Genomic DNA, 16,732 nt, shown 5'->3' with positions numbered 1-16,732 from the left:
AAATGACAAGAGAAATCAGCATTTCTAGTGCATTGAACGAAGCGATTAAACTTGCGATGAGAAGAGACGAGGATGTCATTTTAATGGGGGAAGATGTAGCAGGAGGCGCTCAGGTGGATCACTTGCAGGATGATGAAGCATGGGGTGGTGTTCTCGGTGTCACAAAAGGAATCGTTCAGGAGTTTGGACGTGAGCGAGTCCTTGACACGCCAATTAGTGAAGCTGGCTATGTCGGTGCTGCGATGGCAGCTGCTTCAACAGGGCTAAGACCAATTGCGGAACTCATGTTTAATGATTTTATAGGCACCTGTCTGGACCAAGTGCTGAATCAAGGGGCAAAATTTCGATACATGTTTGGTGGAAAGGCAGAGGTGCCCGTCACAATTAGAACAACACACGGTGCAGGTTTTAGAGCAGCCGCTCAGCATTCTCAAAGTTTATATGCGCTATTTACGAGCATTCCTGGATTGAAAGTGGTTGTGCCGTCCTCGCCATATGACGCCAAAGGTTTACTGCTTGCCTCAATCGAGGACCAGGATCCTGTCATCTTTTTTGAAGATAAGACGCTATACAATCTCACAGGAGACGTTCCAGAGAGATATTACACACTGCCAATTGGCAAAGCAGATGTGAAGAGAGAAGGCTCAGATGTGACCATCTTCGCAGTAGGTAAACAAGTTCATACAGCACTTGAAGCGGCAGAGCAGTTAGCTGCACGCGGAATTGAGGCAGAGGTCATTGATCCAAGAAGTCTGTCGCCGCTTGATGAAGAGGCTATTCTGACTTCGGTAGAAAAAACAAACCGCCTTGTCATTGTGGATGAAGCAAATCCAAGATGCGGAATTGCGGCAGATATCGCTTCTTTGGTTGCTGATAAAGGATTTGATTTACTCGATGCTCCAATCAAAAAAGTGACGGCTCCTCATACACCCGTTCCGTTTTCACCACCTCTTGAAGATATCTATCTGCCAACACCTGATAAGGTTGTGAGCACCGTATTAGAAATGATTGGTGAGAATCAAGCCAAGATATTGAACTAAAGAAAGGAGAGAGAAAAATGGCTGTCGAGGTTGTGATGCCGAAGCTGGGCATGTCGATGAAAGAAGGGATAGTATCTGTCTGGAATAAAGAGGTCGGAGAGAGCGTAAACAAAGGGGAAAGCATTGCAAGCATCAATTCTGAAAAAATTGAGATGGAAATCGAATCACCTGCTGAAGGCACCATATTGGAAATCAAAGTGTCTGAGGGAGAAGGTGTCCCTCCTGGCACGGTCATTTGCTATATCGGTGAAGGGAATGAACAGGTGGATGAATAGAAAGAAGAAAGAGGCCTGCCGGCAAAACCAAAGAAAGAGAGAAAGAAAATCTCCCCTGTTGCTCGTAAAATAGCTAACAATGCAAACCTGGACATTGACACGTTGGTGGGAACCGGACCAGGCGGTAGAATTACAAAAGCGGATGTGCTTCAGGCACTTCCTGAGCAGAAAGAAAAACAAACACAAAACAATAAGCCAGACCATCAACCGGTCAATATGATGCGAAAAACAATTGCCTCAAGGATGATGGAAAGCCTGCAAACAAGTGCCCAACTAACAATTACAATGAAAGCGGACGTGACAAAACTGACAAAATTACAACCTCAGTTGAACGAAACAGCCATAGCACGTCATGATACAAAATTGACCATGACCGATTTTGTAGCCAAAGCTGCGATCCTTTCATTACTAGACCATCCTGTGATGAACAGTCAATATCAAAATGAAAGATTGGAAACCTTTGAGTATGTTCATCTTGGGATAGCAGCTGCTTTAGAAAACGGTTTGGCTGTTCCAGTTATTCGGCATGCGGAGCGCCTATCGTTCATTGAGCTAGCGAAAACCATCAAATTGTATGGCAAAAAAGCACGTGAAGGCAAACTGCTTCACGATGAAATCGAAGGCTCTACCTTTACGATCACTAACCTTGGTGCCTATGGTGTAGAGCATTTCACTCCGATTTTGAACCCTCCGGAAGCCGGTATCCTAGGCGTCGGAAAAATGGATGAAACCCCTGTTTATCGAGATGATGAATTGTGCAAAGGTAGTATCCTTCCGCTTAGTTTGACGTTTGATCACCGCGCGCTGGACGGCGCACCAGCATCCGCATTTTTATCAACTGTAAAAGCATATTTAGAAGAACCAATATCCATTCTTTTATAGAAAGAAGGTGAAAGTACCATGTCACTGGTCATTATAGGAGGCGGGCCTGCAGGATATGTGGCGGCAATAACAGCCGCCCGTTTAGGCAGGGAGGTTGTGTTAATTGATCAAGGTCAGCTAGGGGGTACCTGCCTCAATGAAGGCTGTATCCCAACCAAATCGCTTTTGCAAAGCGCCGATATGTACGAGCATGTGAAGTCAGCTGCACATTTTGGAATTGAACTTCCAGGGAAGAAGCCCTTTATCCAATGGGATAGCGTTCAAAAACGGAAGCAGTCAGTCGTCAAGCAGCTGACAGATGGCGTTCGTTACTTGATGAATAAAAACAAAATCAGCGTGTTGAATGGGAAGGCATCATTTCTATCGGCGCATGAGCTATTGATAGAACGTGAAGGGAGATCTGAAATCATTCAAGCAAAACAAATCATCATTGCATCAGGGGCAGCACCTGCTGCTTTACCTTTTGCACCTTTTGACGGGGAATGGATGATTCACAGCAAGGATGCCATGTCGCTGTCTTCGATACCAGATTCGCTTTGTATCATTGGGGGAGGGGTGATCGGTTGCGAGTTCGCAAGCATCTTTAGCAGAATGGGGACAAAGGTTGTCATGATTGAACAGTCAGTACACATTTTACCTGAAGAAGATGACGATATTGCACAATGTCTTCACGATCAACTTGAAGAAGCAGGTGTGGACATTTTGACATCGGCTGTCGTCAAGCAGCTTGATTCAAACGCAAGGAAAGTGATGATTGAGAGAAAACATGGTGAGCGGTGTGAAATCAAGTCTGATCTTTGTTTAGTAGCAATTGGCAGACAGCCGCGGCTTGGAGAGTTGAATCTAGACCAGATTGGCATTGAATATGACAGGAACGGGATCAAGGTCAATGACCATATGCAAACCAATCTCCCCCATATATATGCATGCGGGGATGTCACAGGAGGCGTACAGCTTGCTCACGTTGCTTTTCATGAAGGAACAATTGCTGCATCACATGCATCAGGCGAAGATGTAAAGGTGAATGAACAAGTGATTCCAAGATGTATCTATACGTCCCCAGAAATCGCCAGTGTTGGTTTAAATGAAGAGAAAGCTAGAAATCAATATGGGGATATTCAAATAGGGAAATTTTCATTTTCTGCAAATGGAAAAGCATTGATTTTAAATCAACCGGTCGGTCAGGTGAAAGTCATTGTAGAACCGCATTACCAAGAGATTTTAGGAGTATCCATTATCGGGCCGAATGCAACAGAATTGATTGGACAAGCAGCAGTCATGATGCATACAGAGTTGACCGTTGATACATTAGAGCAATATATGGCAGCACATCCGACACTTTCAGAGGCGATTCACGAAGCCTTGCTGCAAATAAATGAACGAGCGGTGCACTGCTAAAAAAGAAACATACATCTTAACATCTATCCTGATGACTTCTTGGGTTAGCCAATGTGAATTGAAAGCGCTTTTATAATTAACTATAATGAATAAAAAGCCCCCAGAGGAGAGGATGGAATGAATCCGACGCCTTGCTATTTAAATACATGGAAACGTTTTGTTCGTGAAGGTTTGCTAGATAGGTCACGTCTGAATAAGAGAGTGATGGAGTCATGGCACAGATGTAAACAGGCAAATGTAAATCCGTATTTAGATAAAGGTCAGTCGTTGTTAGAAAATGAATTATTCAGTGCCCAAAAAAAGAAATATTCATTATTTCTAAATACCGCTCTTCCCTACTTAAATAAAATCAGTCAGCAATTAAAAGAATCTGACATGATGGCCTTACTCATTGATGCAGACGGTTATGTGCTCAGTCTGACAGGTAGCCAAAGGACGATGGTAGAAGCAAGAAAAATTAATTTTATGGAGGGCGCACGCTGGACCGAAACAGATGTAGGGACGAATGCTATTGGAACGGCACTGGTCATCGGGGAGGCTGTGACGATAAACGGAACGGAGCATTTTTCTGTCGCTTCCCACCATTGGAGTTGTTCAGCTGCCCCTATCCGTGATGCAGACGGTACGATCATAGGGGTGATTGATATCTCCTGTATGGCGGATAACAGGCACCCTTTTATGCTTGGAATGGCTTCAACAGTTGCTTATGCTATAGAAAGAGAAATTCAAGTTCAACAAAAACGGAAAGAGATGGAACTGATCAGCCGTAGTCTCCAGCAGGTGGAAGCGGATGAACCGTATGTTGTCTGTAATGAAAAAAAGCAGATTGTTTTTGCGAGCAGGCCGATTAGAGAACGATATTCAGATTGGTACGGAATGGATGTCGAGCGGCTTATGGGGGAATCATTTGCGATAAGGGACAAGCAGATCATTCAGTCGGAGCAAGACGGAAAGATGCTGGGCATGTCTTTTTCGCTTGAAGAAGCAGCAAAAAGCAACATCACCGTTTCTTTTGCTCAATTTCCCGGGGAATCTGGAACAAGTCAGGTATTTCAACAGACGCTCAGCGAAATGAAGCGAGCGGCACAAACAGATGCAAATGTATCTATTTGGGGAGAAACAGGTACAGGGAAAGAACTGGCTGCTAGAGCGATTCACTTAGCAAGTGAAAGGCATAAAGGACCATTTGTTGCTGTTAATTGTGGTGCCATACCTGAGAGCCTATTAGAAAGCGAATTATTTGGCTATGTTGAAGGAGCTTTTACAGGGGCGAAACGCCATGGGGCAAAAGGGAAATTTGAACAAGCTCATAAAGGAACACTCTTTTTAGACGAAATTGGCGAAATCCCATATACGATGCAAGTAGCGCTTCTTAGGGTGATAGAAGAAAGGAAAGTCGTGCCGCTCGGCGGGACGCATGAAATCCCTTTGGATATTCGAATCATTACAGCGACACACCGTAATATGAACGAACTGCTGAAGGAAGGGAAAATACGAGAAGACTTATATTACCGTCTTCATGTCTATCCAATCAACATCCCGCCACTCAGGGAGAGAAAGGAAGACATCCCTGATTTATACTGTTATTATCAAAAGAAACACCAATGGAAAGCGAAGTTCCCTGAATCATTTTTTCAGAAGTTGCAGGAGTATCATTGGCCCGGAAACATACGAGAGCTTTTTAATCTTTTTGAACATATCAGGGTGTTGTTTCCTGAAGGAGGAAGGATTGGTTCCTCTCAATATGCTGAGGTATTAGATGCACTTGACCAGAAAAAAAAGAAGCAGTATCCAGCAGAGGGTCAAGAGATTTCAAAAGAACTAACATATAGGGAACAGATTCGAAAGCAGATGATGATAGAAGCACTGCAAAAAACGAAAGGTCATGTGTCAGAAGCAGCAAGGTTAGCGGGGGTGCCTAGAAGCACTTTTTATAAGTGGATGCAAAAATTTAATCTATCGTAAATCCATAAGGGTGTCAACATCAAGAAGGCTCTGGTTTCCTTCGAGAGATCGGGGTCTTTCTGCCATGTATCAACAGAAAACAAAAAGGAAGGGAAAAAGGCTTGACTGTTATATTAGTATATGTTAAATTGTAAAAGCCGTCGCAAATGAGACAGGGATGAAACACTAAAAATTCTTGACACATTTTTCTGGCATAGATATAATGAAACATGTCTTATTATTCCGCAGTAGCTCAGTGGTAGAGCTATCGGCTGTTAACCGATCGGTCGTAGGTTCGAGTCCTACCTGCGGAGCCAAAATGGAGAAGTACTCAAGTGGCTGAAGAGGCGCCCCTGCTAAGGGTGTAGGTCGCGCAAGCGGCGCGAGGGTTCAAATCCCTCCTTCTCCGCCATCATTTTATGGCCCGTTGGTCAAGCGGTTAAGACACCGCCCTTTCACGGCGGTAACACGGGTTCGAATCCCGTACGGGTCATGTTTTTTCGATTCGTTGGGCTATAGCCAAGCGGTAAGGCAACGGACTTTGACTCCGTCATGCGTTGGTTCGAATCCAGCTAGCCCAGCCATTTTTTATATTTGTTTTTCTGCATAGCAGATGAGCCATTAGCTCAGTTGGTAGAGCATCTGACTTTTAATCAGAGGGTCGAAGGTTCGAGTCCTTCATGGCTCACCATTGTCACGCGGGTGTGGCGGAATTGGCAGACGCGCTAGACTTAGGATCTAGTGTCTTTATGACGTGGGGGTTCAAGTCCCTTCACCCGCATTGTTTTTTCAAACAGTGCACTTATGAATGATGAGCACTTCATACACGCGGTCGTGGCGGAATGGCAGACGCGCTAGGTTGAGGGCCTAGTGGGTGAATAACCCGTGGAGGTTCAAGTCCTCTCGGCCGCATCTGAGGAAACCAAAGGTCTATGAACCTTTGGTTTTTTTGTGCTTTCGAAGCGATATGGCGGACATATCTGACAGTTTGCGATTGTCAAAATCAACTCTTATTTAACTGACCAAGCTCAGATGAACAGGAATTTTGCTAAAATTGTGCTAAAATATTGAGATTGCTGGGAAAGAGGGAATAAATTTGTCAATTTACCATAAAGTCATTGGAGAGGGATTTCCGATCGTGATATTGCATGGTTGGACACTTGACCATCAAGTGATGTTACATGCATTGGAACCGGTATTTGAAAAACAAAGCGGTTTGAAAAGAATATACATAGACTTACCGGGGATGGGACGTTCCAAGCCGCATCCGTCCATTCAGAATTCTGATGATATGTTAGAAGCGGTATTGCATCTTTTGGACGAGATAATCCCTAATGAACAGTTTATTGTTTGTGGTTATTCATATGGAGGATACATAGCTAGAGGTATTGTTCATTCACGCCGGGAAATCGTTCGTGGCTTACTGCTTGTGGCCCCAATGACTATACCTGTATTCGATAAAAGAGTCGTGCCAGAGAAGATCGTTCTAAAAAGTGACAGTAGCTTGATATCACAGCTCTCTCCCGAGGAGACGGATGAATTTTGCTCCATGGCAGTTGTGCAAGGAAAAACGGAATGGGAAAGATTTCGCGATGAAATTTACCTTCCTTCTAAACAAACAAATCATGAATTCATCAATACCATTCTTCAAAATGGGTATGGCTATACCTTCGATATTTCTTCTGAATTTCAGTATCCTACGCTCATTATTACAGGGCGTCAGGACAATGTCGTCGGATATCAAGATGCGTGGCGGCTGATCGAAGACTATCCAAGGGCAACTTTTGCAGTGCTTGATATGGCTGGCCACAACCTGCAAATCGAACAACCCGATGTATTTAACTCATTAGTCCATAACTGGTTAAACAGATTTGAGTCGGAAAATATGTAGTTGTACACCTTTGTATAAATAGAAGTTTTCTTGATTCGGGTTCGTGCTGTATTAATGATTTTTATAGTTTCTAAACAAGAAAGTCCACTCATCTTATGTGAGTGGGCTTTTTGTTTGAGTTATCTTATAATAAATGTCGTTCTAATCGATCGAAAGGTTTCAAACTATTAGGTTGGGATGAAATTTCCAACTAAACAATGAAATGATAAGGTGGGATTGAGCTTATGCTTGGATTGCCAAGAGGGGAAGTTTTTTTACTTCCTTGGTCTGCTGAATGGAGCAAAGAATTTGAAAGGGAAAAGAAACGAATAGAAGAGGTCATTGGTCAGTATACAGTGAATGTGTATCATATTGGAAGTACAGCAGTTAATGGTTTGAGTGCGAAACCCATTATTGATATTGCGGTATAAATAGATTGTTTTCTTTACGGGAAACAGGGTGTAACAGCTTTGCGAGAGCTTGGTTATTCATATAGAGGAACCAATGTTTTACCTGAAAGACACTATTTCAACAAAGGAGAACCACGTACTCACCAAATCCATATGTATCAAACAGGCAATAGATATTTACTTGAACAGTTAAATTTCAGGGATTACTTAAGAAGTAACGAATTAGTAAGAAATGAGTACGAGCAGCTCAAACTGAACCTATCTAGTTTAAATAAAAATGACAAACACAAATATGCCGAGGGAAAAACTAACTTTGTTCAGTCGATTTTAGAGAGAATTTAGATAAAGATTTCTTTTCATGCTGAAAAAAACTGCTTTTATGCACAAATGATTTAACATAGCTAAATGAACGTTTCATCATTAAATCTCTGTCTTATTAGTGTTACCATAGCACATTTGGTGCTCTTTTAAATCCTAAATTGCAATTATTTCCGAATCATGCTATAATAAGATTAATTATTTTTGTTCGGCGTAAAGGATAGCATGAAGAAAGACTTTTCGTCTTGAGGATACTTTGGGCAAGGATAGTATAATACATTGTGTGGTAACGCACTAGGAGGCAACAAACATGGAACAAGGTACAGTAAAATGGTTTAACGCAGAAAAAGGTTTTGGATTTATCGAACGTGAAGAAGGCGACGATGTATTCGTACATTTCTCAGCTATCCAAGGTGACGGATTCAAATCTTTAGACGAAGGTCAAAAAGTAACATTTGACGTTGAGCAAGGTTCTCGTGGAGCTCAAGCTGCTAACGTTCAAAAAACTGCTTAATCTTCATTTTCTAAAAACAGGTTCTCTATAGAGGGCCTGTTTTTTTATGCGTTCACTTATTTTTTCAATAAAAAACCCTACTCAACGTGCAAGTAGGGAGATGTTACAAGGTAATCGTAAAAAAATTCATGCTTCAAAGGTTTATCAACAGTATAGCACATCGGGTTTACAAAATGCGGAATTTGCTTAAATAAATTCTTTTTCTTTCGTTAGATGAAGAGTGGAAATATGTTCTTAGAAAACATGTATTCAAAGATGGTGAGGAATGCCATAAGAAAAAAGAGGGGTAGAGATCCTTAACAGAAACTTTTGATTTGTTTTTCTGTAATCCCTTTGATGACTTCCAGTTCACTAAGCAAAAATTCATAGGCATGATCCAGCATTTTCTTTTCACTTGCATTTAGTGCTTTTTCTTTCTTCATACGCATAAGGTCACGTACAACTTCAGCACCGTCCTGGATGTTACCTGTTTTTATTTTGTTCGTGTTAATGGTATGCCGCTCTTTCCACGTCAGTAATTTGTCTGATTCGCCATGCTGGAAGATGTGCATCACATTCTTTAATGCGAGTATATCTGTAACAGGTCTTATACGTGAACCCGATATTTTCCGGGTTGGAATCATTACTTTCATATGACTGATTGACATTTTAATCACATAATACTGTTGTTTCTCATTAGAGAATTCTTTTTCTTCTATGGCTTCAATTATACCTGTTCCGTGCATTGGATAAACAATGTTATCACCAATTTGAAACATATCATCCACCTCCATATATTGTATCTACTTTAAGGATACCACATATATAGATGAAATAATCAAATTTTTAATAATAACATGTTTATTTATTTTTTGTCAACAAATTTTAGTCAAATCGAGAGGGGATTATTTTGTAAAAATTTACAATTTAAATGCAGCTTTTTAATTTTATTGCGCAAGTTTTGAACATACCCCTTGAGAATCAACGCAATAAGAAAAATAGGGTAACTAAAATTAATAAACTTTTAAACAGGATATCCACCATCTTACCTCTACACTTCAGCTCGTACGTAAACTGTATATCATCCCTGAATCAGTTCATAGGACATCGTGAAAATAGCGACATATAATAAGACTAGCCAATGGGGCTAGCCTTTCAAAATGAAATTCAATCATAAAGTTGAAATATCTATGACAAAGCGGTAGCGCACATCACTTTTGAGTACGCGTTCGTAGGCTTCATCGACTTGATTTGCGTTGATCACTTCAATTTGTGGCGCAATGCTATGAGCAGCTGCGAAATGAAGCATTTCTTGTGTTTCCTGAATGCCTCCAACGAGTGATCCTGCGATGCTGCGCCGGCCGGTGATTAATGAAAAGACGTGGAATTGATCTGGCTTAGGTGGTGCACCGACATTCACCAAGGTTCCGTCCACGCGAAGTAAGGACAAATAAGCGTCCACGTTGATATTGGCAGAGACTGTATTTAGAATGAGATCATATTGACCGGATAGTGTTTTAAATGTATCAGGATCACTTGTGGCAAAATAGTCTTTTGCACCAAATGACAGTGCCTCTTCTTTTTTATTCAAAGAGCGGCTTAACACAGTGACCTCAGCGCCAAGTGCGCGTGCGAATTGAATTCCCACATGGCCTAGTCCGCCCATCCCGACAATGGCGACCTTTTTGCCAGGCCCTACATTCCAGTGCTTTAACGGAGAATAAGTAGTGATCCCGGCGCAAAGAAGAGGGCTTGCGACATCAAGGGGAAGTTGGTCAGGAATGCTGACGACAAATCGTTCTGTCACAACAATCTTTTGACTGTAGCCGCCATATGTCGGATTTCCGTCATAGTCGAGGTTATTATAGGTTTGGACGACTCCTTTCACGCAATATTGCTCGTCTCCATTTTGGCAATATTCACAGGTGCCGCAGGAATCCACAAAACAGCCGACTCCGACACGATCTCCTATCTTAAACTTCGTGACAGCATCACCTACAGCTTCAACAACCCCAGTAATCTCATGACCTGGAACCATTGGGAAAATGCCGCCTCCCCATTCGTCGAAGGCACTGTGGATATCTGAATGACAGATCCCGCTAAATTGAATATCAATTAAAATATCATGTGGACGAAGCGCTCTTCGTTTAATGGTTGTCCGTTCAAAGTTTGCTTTTGCATGTGAAACACTTAAAACGTGAGTGTGGTGTGTCTGGCACATTCATGATCATCCTTTCAAAAGTGAAATTCATTTCTTCCCCTCTACTGTACGTCTTAAAGTGAACTCTAAGTCAAGGTGGGCTCCAGCAAATTCAGCCTTTTGTATCACCTTAGTTAGGAAAAGAAAAAATCAAATTGTGCCAAAAGCATCTTGTCTTCTCTCTTAAAATGAAGATGATGAGAAAAGGGGGATCGCTTTCGAAAAGATTGACTTCATATTCACATGACATGGTCAGGTGAAGGAAAGAGGAGAAGGGTGAAAACGATGAAAATAGCACAAGCCGCCAGGCAGCTCGATTTATCTGCTGCGACGCTTAGATACTACGAAAAAATCGGTTTAATTAGGCCAATCAGACGTGACGAAAACGGTATCCGTGATTATACAGAGGATGATATTCAATGGATTGAATTTATCAAATGTATGAGAAGTGCAGGTCTCTCAATCGATGCGCTTAGAGAATATACAGCTTTATTTATTGAGGGCGATGATCATACATTGTCTTCACGGAAAAGTATTTTGGTCAATGAACGAGAAAGACTTTTAGACAAACAAAAGGAAATTGAAGAGACGATTAAACGATTAGATTTCAAAATAGAAAGTTATGAAGATATTATCCACAGTCATGAGAAAAAACTGGCTCATCAGCTCAAAACCAGTTCTATTTAAATGCATAGCCATCTTTATTCCATTCACGCCTGGAAAGAGATAAAGAAAAACCTGTGACATGTCACAGGTTTTATGATGAGGTTATTTTTTTGTGTAACGCACCCAGTTATAATGTGCATAGAGCGGTGTAACACCATTGTAGGAGCCGAGCCATTCATCGACACCTGCACCATTCCACAGGTTCATCATAATTTTTCCTGGCGTTTGAGGAATTTGAGTGGTGGCCGTATGCTTTAATTGTCCATCGACATACCATTTAATCGAGTTAGGCTGCCAGTCGAACGCATATGTGTGATAAGAATTTGCTGCATCAAAACCAAGGTTGACGATTTTTTCATGATTTCCTACACCATTGGTATAGTAGTTGAATTGTACCTTTGTGGTATCTTTTCCTAGAAATTCGATGTCAATCTCATCCCAAGGTGTTCCATCAGTTGGACCCGTATAAGTAAAGAACGAAGAAACGATCCCTACATTTTTTGCTGGTTTCATGCTGACTTCATAAAGCCCGTAGCCGTATGTTTGAACGGAGCGATTTTCCCCGCAGTCAAACTTGTTATAGGAGGGACTTGTAAGCGATAAACGCATTTCACCTAATGATGTCATGGACACATTATTTGCACGCCACGTACAGTTAAACATGTTTCCATTCGAGTACCCATCGGCTTTTTGCCATAGCCCGGTATTATAGTTGTTAAAGGGGTCATAAAACGATCCACCGGTTTGTGCCGAGGCACCCGCAGTAAATGTGGACAAACTCATGAATAATCCAGTGACAAGAAGCAGCAACATTCGTTTCACACGGTAAGACATGAAGGCAATCTCCTCTCCTTTTTGAAAGCGTTTTCTTTATTGATGATACATGATTCTTTCATAATGGAAAATCGGTCTAATTTATGATATTAAAAAGGATGTTTTACTATATTCTTCTCTTATTTTATGGAAATTTACTAGAGAGAGGGATAAACAGATAAAAGATCAAAAGCTCAAAAGCTCATGCCATGATGGTTGAGTTTTTGATCTTTTTTATTGACTCTTCTTTAACATGCATTTACTTTGAGGCTGTGATGGCAATATCTACTAAACAGTCCACAAGCTCTTTCTTTCGTGAGTAAAAAGGGAAATGATCAGCGTCAAGGGTATAGATGCGCTCAAAAGGTCTAGTCGCATACATGCGTCTCTGCAAGTCAACCGGAATGGAGTGATCATTTGTTGTCTCAATATAGACACTAGGAACGCTTCCAAAGCGTTCATCTGTCAGTGTGACTTGATCTTCAAAAGGCTTAACAGGCTGAGGCCGGATGTTCTTTTTAAACACTTGCAGGTCTTCCTCTGAACTTTCGTTGAGCATATCCTCCGCAATAAATTCTTCAATTAATGTGATGGTCTGATCCTTTTCATCAAAGGTTGCTTTAGGACCACCTGATGCGATATCACTGATGGCCTGACCGTTCTCGGGAACAAATGCGCAGACGTATACAAGTTTTTTGATCTTCTCTGGTATGTCCTCTGCTACTTGTGATATGACCATTCCGCTCATGCTGTGTCCAACTAAAATGACAGGGTGGTCTATTTTTTCAATCGTGGAAACGACTTTTTCTACATAGCTTTTCAGAGAGATGTTTTGCGGGGGTGTGACATCTTCACCGCTGCCTGGTAAATCAATGGCAACCACGGAATGACCTTTTTCTTGGAGAGAAGCCTTTATATCATCCCAGCACCAGCTACCTTGGAAGGCACCATGAACAAATATGAATGTATTCAATTCCATCACCTCTACTTATTTGATGTAACTATTATAGTTACACGATGGAGGTTCGTCAAACAATTCTAAATAAAAGACATCTACGCAAAAAGAATGATTGACAAAGCGGACAGTTGTCCGTAAGATAATATCGGGACAATTGTCCTAATGAAACCCTAAAGAGTTTTGATTTAACACATAGAGATGAGTGCAATGTGGATGAAGGTAAAGAAGGTGAGGCATCATGGAAAGGGATATTGGGAAGGAAATTGAAGAGATCGCTTTTTCCTTGTTTCAGGAGTTTGGCGTAGAAAATGTCAGCATGCATAAAATTGCGAAAACTGCGGGTATTGGGCAAGGAACACTTTACCGCCGCTATGCAAATAAAAGTGATTTGTGTCTTTCTATACTTGGAGAGAGGTTTGAACGACTGATCCCTGCTTTGCATCTTTACTTAAGCAAAATAAGTGATCAACCTGTTCGTGATCGTTTGCGTTATGTTCTTGAGGAGATCCATCTCATCGTCGGTCATCACTTAGACTGGATTCGGATGCTCACGATTTCTGGGAATTTAGAGCAGACGAGTAAAGTGTATGATTGTCATTATAGTCAATCGCTTAGGCAAATGATTCGTGATTTGCTGGAAGAAGCAGATGAAAAAGGGGAAGCGAACATACAGGATATTGAGCTGACCACACTTTGTATGTCCTCGCCGATGACGCCTGAACTCATGTTTTATATTCATGAATCTGGTTATTCAATCGAAAAAATCGCTCAATTCGCTGCAGAAAAACAGATTTTATCTGTTTTCAATAGACATTGAAGTGGCTCATTTCTGTCCAGACTGACTTCCTATGGTTCATCTAAACTGAAAAAAGAAAAGGAGCCAACTTAATATGAACAAACAGCAAACAGCAGCGTCTGATATTAGGACACTGCCCATTATTATTTCATTTATCACAGCTGGATTTATTGGTCTTTTTAGTGAAACGGCACTAAACATGGCACTGAGAAGCTTAACGTTAGACTTTGGAATTGAAGCGACGACCGCTCAGTGGCTGACAACAGGATATTTATTAACACTTGGTATTCTCGTACCAATTTCAGGACTCATTCTTCAGTGGTTTACAACAAGACAGCTTTTCATGACTTCCTTGATATTTTCGATCATCGGAACATTTATTGCCGCGGTTGCACCAGTCTTTAGTATTTTAATGGTGGCACGTGTCGTACAGGCAATCGGAACAGCATTGCTTCTTCCATTGATGTTCAATACGATTTTGGTGATCATCCCGCCTCATAAACGAGGCAGATCTATGGGGATTATAGGTCTTGTGATCATGTTTGCACCAGCTGTTGGTCCAACAGTCTCTGGTCTTATTTTGAAATCGCTGACTTGGCATTGGATTTTCTGGATTTCACTTCCGCTATTAATTGCTGCACTTGTCTTTGGTTTTATTTTCATGCAAAATATTACAGAACCAACAAGACCGAAAATCGACATCTTATCGATTGTGCTTTCAACCATTGGTTTCGGAGGAATTGTGTATGGCTTTAGTAGTGCCGGTGAAGGCGGCGGCTGGAGCAGTATGCATGTGATCGTTGCAATTGTAGTAGGTGTCATTGGGATTCTTGTATTCTCTCTCAGACAGTTGAATATGAAGGAACCGATGCTGAACTTAAGCCCGTTTAAATATCCGATGTTTGTCATTGGGTTACTACTGATCTTAGTGTGCATGATGGTGATGTTGTCTGCTATGATGATCTTGCCATTGTATTTGCAAACATCCTTGGCACTAACGACCTTTACAGCAGGTTTAATGCTATTGCCAGGTGGAATTATCAACGGTCTGCTATCTCCAATCATGGGTGGTTTATTTGATAAGTTTGGGCCGAAATGGCTTGTGATTCCAGGTCTTGCGATCGTCGCAGCGACGATGTTAGGTTTCACCAATCTAAGTGTGAATACATCGATTGGATACATTGTGACCCTTCATATTACATTAATGGTCGGCATCGCGATGATCATGATGCCTGCACAAACAAATGGATTAAATCAGCTGCCGCCAGAGCTATATCCGCATGGTACAGCGATTATGAATACATTGCAGCAGGTGTCAGGAGCCATTGGTACTGCGGTCGGTATTTCGATCCTTTCATCAGGAACCCGCAGCTTTATGGAAAATGTGGCTGATCCTGCAAATCCGATGAATCAGCTGCTCGCCTTTACAAATGGCGTCCAACATGCATTTATCTTTGCTGTGATCATGACCGTCATTGGTTTGATTATCGCTTTCTTCATTAAACGAGTGAAGGTAGAACAGCAAGTTTCATAAAATAGATGAAAAGCACTGAGGACTTAGCGCCGCAGTGCTTTTTTTATTTGCTGTATGCTTGTTTCAAAGAGGATGAAAGTGGGGAGATAGATAAAAAGTGAACTGAATATAATGTGTCTCTCATCAAGTTGAAGGAAAAGAGGAAGAGGTAACGAATGAGTTAAGAAGAAATGAATAAGATAGGAGACTGAGATCATGAACTTACAAGAGCAAATCAAAATCGCAGCGTCATTACGTCAACCAGCTGAAGGTTCATTACCGAGTCAATCGGAACTAAAACCAGTCCATCCTCCCGAAGTGAACAAAATGGAATATGACATTCCAACTAGTGCTGGCGAAACAAAGGTATGGGTATTTAAGCCGGTCAACACATCAAAGCAGACGCTTCCCGTTTTTGTGAATTTACATGGTGGGGGATTTATCCTAGGCAGTGCTGAAATGGATAACCACTGGTGTCCGGTCATTGCAGACCGAGCGCAATGTATCGTCGTCAATGTCGAGTATCAACTTGCGCCAGAGCACCCTTTTCCAGCCGCTCTTCATGAATGCTACGATGTCCTGAAGTGGCTGTATGAACACCCTGATGAGCTTCAAATAGATCCCAAAGCAATAGCCATTGGCGGGCATAGCGCAGGAGGAAACTTGGCAACAGCTGCTTGTCTCTTAAATATTCAAAAAGAGAATCCACTCCCGATTGTCTATCAAGTGCTTGATTATCCGCCACTTGATTTAGCCACTGATCCAGCGCAAAAGCCAGCATTTGAAGAAGCGATCCCTGTTGAAATGGCAAGACTCTTTAATGCCTTCTATCTGCAAGGCCAAGATCCGCACAATCCGCTCGTTTCTCCAATCTTCGCCGATCGTTCATCCTTGGCACAATTGCCACCAGCTCTCGTTATCACAGCTGAAAGAGATTCGCTAGCTCAAGAAGCCGAACAATATGCGGAGAAGTTAAAAGAAGCAGGGGTAGACGTCACGTACAGACAGTTTAAAGGAGTCCCTCACGCCTTCACGCATGCCGGAGATTTAGAAATAGCTGAAGAAGCTTGGCATCTCATGAGTGATCAATTGAAAAAGGCGTTTGAATAAGAAAGAAACATTGAGATAAAAGCACAGAACCCAGCGGGTCTGTGCT

General features: G+C 41.8%; 13 protein-coding genes, 7 tRNA genes and 2 pseudogenes. 18 read left to right on the top strand and 4 right to left on the bottom strand.

The window, feature by feature from the left end:
* Positions 1-2 precede the first annotated feature (2 nt).
* From IEE86_RS09190 to IEE86_RS09125, 14 genes and pseudogenes are all read left to right on the top strand, one after another.
* Entirely contained in the window at positions 3-1,040 is a 1,038-nt protein-coding gene (locus IEE86_RS09190) for an alpha-ketoacid dehydrogenase subunit beta (protein ID WP_191096944.1), read from the top strand.
* Positions 1,041-1,057: 17 nt separating this feature from the next.
* Positions 1,058-2,197 (top strand): annotated as a pseudogene (locus IEE86_RS09185) (dihydrolipoamide acetyltransferase family protein).
* Positions 2,198-2,215: 18 nt separating this feature from the next.
* Complete coding sequence (gene lpdA, locus IEE86_RS09180) at positions 2,216-3,595, top strand: dihydrolipoyl dehydrogenase (protein ID WP_191096943.1); 1,380 nt, start codon at positions 2,216-2,218, stop codon at positions 3,593-3,595.
* A gap of 117 nt (positions 3,596-3,712) precedes the next feature.
* Positions 3,713-5,560, top strand: a complete 1,848-nt coding sequence (locus IEE86_RS09175; protein WP_191096942.1) for a sigma-54-dependent Fis family transcriptional regulator — start codon at positions 3,713-3,715, stop codon at positions 5,558-5,560.
* A gap of 221 nt (positions 5,561-5,781) precedes the next feature.
* Positions 5,782-5,856: transfer RNA gene (locus tag IEE86_RS09170), tRNA-Asn, on the top strand.
* Positions 5,857-5,860: 4 nt separating this feature from the next.
* Positions 5,861-5,951: transfer RNA gene (locus IEE86_RS09165), tRNA-Ser, on the top strand.
* Between the two features lie 9 nt (positions 5,952-5,960).
* Positions 5,961-6,032: transfer RNA gene (locus tag IEE86_RS09160), tRNA-Glu, on the top strand.
* 16 nt (positions 6,033-6,048) lie between these two features.
* Positions 6,049-6,123, top strand: a tRNA-Gln gene (locus IEE86_RS09155).
* A gap of 31 nt (positions 6,124-6,154) precedes the next feature.
* Positions 6,155-6,230 (top strand) — tRNA-Lys (locus IEE86_RS09150).
* 7 nt (positions 6,231-6,237) lie between these two features.
* Positions 6,238-6,320 (top strand) — tRNA-Leu (locus IEE86_RS09145).
* Between the two features lie 47 nt (positions 6,321-6,367).
* Positions 6,368-6,451: transfer RNA gene (locus tag IEE86_RS09140), tRNA-Leu, on the top strand.
* Positions 6,452-6,635: 184 nt separating this feature from the next.
* Positions 6,636-7,430 (top strand): alpha/beta fold hydrolase, encoded by a 795-nt coding sequence (locus IEE86_RS09135; protein WP_191096941.1) that lies wholly within the window; start codon positions 6,636-6,638, stop codon positions 7,428-7,430.
* A gap of 224 nt (positions 7,431-7,654) precedes the next feature.
* Positions 7,655-8,161: pseudogene (locus IEE86_RS09130) on the top strand (GrpB family protein).
* A gap of 286 nt (positions 8,162-8,447) precedes the next feature.
* Positions 8,448-8,651 (top strand): cold-shock protein, encoded by a 204-nt coding sequence (locus IEE86_RS09125; RefSeq protein WP_003214229.1) that lies wholly within the window; start codon positions 8,448-8,450, stop codon positions 8,649-8,651.
* Positions 8,652-8,947: 296 nt separating this feature from the next.
* On the opposite strand, the gene IEE86_RS09120 is transcribed toward IEE86_RS09125, so the two are convergent.
* Complete coding sequence (locus IEE86_RS09120) at positions 8,948-9,409, bottom strand: CarD family transcriptional regulator (protein WP_191096940.1); 462 nt, start codon at positions 9,407-9,409, stop codon at positions 8,948-8,950.
* Positions 9,410-9,801: 392 nt separating this feature from the next.
* Entirely contained in the window at positions 9,802-10,851 is a 1,050-nt protein-coding gene (locus tag IEE86_RS09115; protein ID WP_191096939.1) for an NAD(P)-dependent alcohol dehydrogenase, read from the bottom strand.
* 264 nt (positions 10,852-11,115) lie between these two features.
* Between IEE86_RS09115 and IEE86_RS09110 the strand changes: the two genes are divergently transcribed.
* The gene (locus IEE86_RS09110) at positions 11,116-11,517 is read left to right on the top strand and encodes a MerR family transcriptional regulator (RefSeq protein WP_191096938.1); all 402 of its coding nucleotides are present in this window, start codon (positions 11,116-11,118) and stop codon (positions 11,515-11,517) included.
* Positions 11,518-11,598: 81 nt separating this feature from the next.
* Here the strand turns inward: IEE86_RS09110 and bglS are convergent, their stop codons facing one another.
* Both bglS and IEE86_RS09100 read right to left on the bottom strand, forming a co-directional pair.
* Complete coding sequence (gene bglS / locus IEE86_RS09105) at positions 11,599-12,330, bottom strand: beta-glucanase (RefSeq protein WP_191096937.1); 732 nt, start codon at positions 12,328-12,330, stop codon at positions 11,599-11,601.
* A 238-nt stretch (positions 12,331-12,568) separates the two neighbouring features.
* On the bottom strand, positions 12,569-13,282 hold the full coding sequence (locus tag IEE86_RS09100) for an alpha/beta fold hydrolase (RefSeq protein WP_191096936.1): 714 nt from the start codon (positions 13,280-13,282) through the stop codon (positions 12,569-12,571).
* A 223-nt stretch (positions 13,283-13,505) separates the two neighbouring features.
* Here IEE86_RS09100 and IEE86_RS09095 point away from each other — a divergent pair, with 223 nt between their 5' ends.
* The 3 genes from IEE86_RS09095 (at position 13,506) to IEE86_RS09085 (ending at position 16,686) form a co-directional block, all read left to right on the top strand.
* Positions 13,506-14,084 carry a TetR/AcrR family transcriptional regulator gene (locus tag IEE86_RS09095; protein WP_191096935.1) on the top strand — a complete coding sequence of 193 codons (579 nt, stop codon included), beginning with the start codon at positions 13,506-13,508 and terminating at the stop codon, positions 14,082-14,084.
* A gap of 73 nt (positions 14,085-14,157) precedes the next feature.
* Positions 14,158-15,597: a DHA2 family efflux MFS transporter permease subunit gene (locus IEE86_RS09090; protein ID WP_191096934.1), complete on the top strand. Its 1,440-nt coding sequence runs from the start codon at positions 14,158-14,160 to the stop codon at positions 15,595-15,597.
* Positions 15,598-15,792: 195 nt separating this feature from the next.
* Positions 15,793-16,686 carry an alpha/beta hydrolase gene (locus tag IEE86_RS09085; RefSeq protein ID WP_191096933.1) on the top strand — a complete coding sequence of 298 codons (894 nt, stop codon included), beginning with the start codon at positions 15,793-15,795 and terminating at the stop codon, positions 16,684-16,686.
* Positions 16,687-16,732: the final 46 nt, after the last annotated feature.

Origin of the sequence: Bacillus crepusculi, assembly GCF_014764715.1 — a bacterium.
Lineage (GTDB): Bacteria > Bacillota > Bacilli > Bacillales > Bacillaceae > Bacillus.
This window is presented reverse-complemented; position numbering and strand designations above follow the sequence as displayed.

Bases quoted from the DNA above. Each gene is read 5' to 3' on its own strand.
- IEE86_RS09190 (WP_191096944.1), top strand. From the start codon at position 3: ATGACAAGAGAAATCAGCATTTCTAGTGCATTGAACGAAGCGATTAAA.
- lpdA (WP_191096943.1), top strand. From the start codon at position 2,216: ATGTCACTGGTCATTATAGGAGGCGGGCCTGCAGGATATGTGGCGGCA.
- IEE86_RS09175 (WP_191096942.1), top strand. From the start codon at position 3,713: ATGAATCCGACGCCTTGCTATTTAAATACATGGAAACGTTTTGTTCGT.
- IEE86_RS09125 (WP_003214229.1), top strand. From the start codon at position 8,448: ATGGAACAAGGTACAGTAAAATGGTTTAACGCAGAAAAAGGTTTTGGA.
- IEE86_RS09120 (WP_191096940.1), bottom strand. From the start codon at position 9,409: ATGTTTCAAATTGGTGATAACATTGTTTATCCAATGCACGGAACAGGT.
- IEE86_RS09115 (WP_191096939.1), bottom strand. From the start codon at position 10,851: ATGTGCCAGACACACCACACTCACGTTTTAAGTGTTTCACATGCAAAA.
- IEE86_RS09110 (WP_191096938.1), top strand. From the start codon at position 11,116: ATGAAAATAGCACAAGCCGCCAGGCAGCTCGATTTATCTGCTGCGACG.
- bglS (WP_191096937.1), bottom strand. From the start codon at position 12,330: ATGTCTTACCGTGTGAAACGAATGTTGCTGCTTCTTGTCACTGGATTA.
- IEE86_RS09095 (WP_191096935.1), top strand. From the start codon at position 13,506: ATGGAAAGGGATATTGGGAAGGAAATTGAAGAGATCGCTTTTTCCTTG.
- IEE86_RS09090 (WP_191096934.1), top strand. From the start codon at position 14,158: ATGAACAAACAGCAAACAGCAGCGTCTGATATTAGGACACTGCCCATT.
- IEE86_RS09085 (WP_191096933.1), top strand. From the start codon at position 15,793: ATGAACTTACAAGAGCAAATCAAAATCGCAGCGTCATTACGTCAACCA.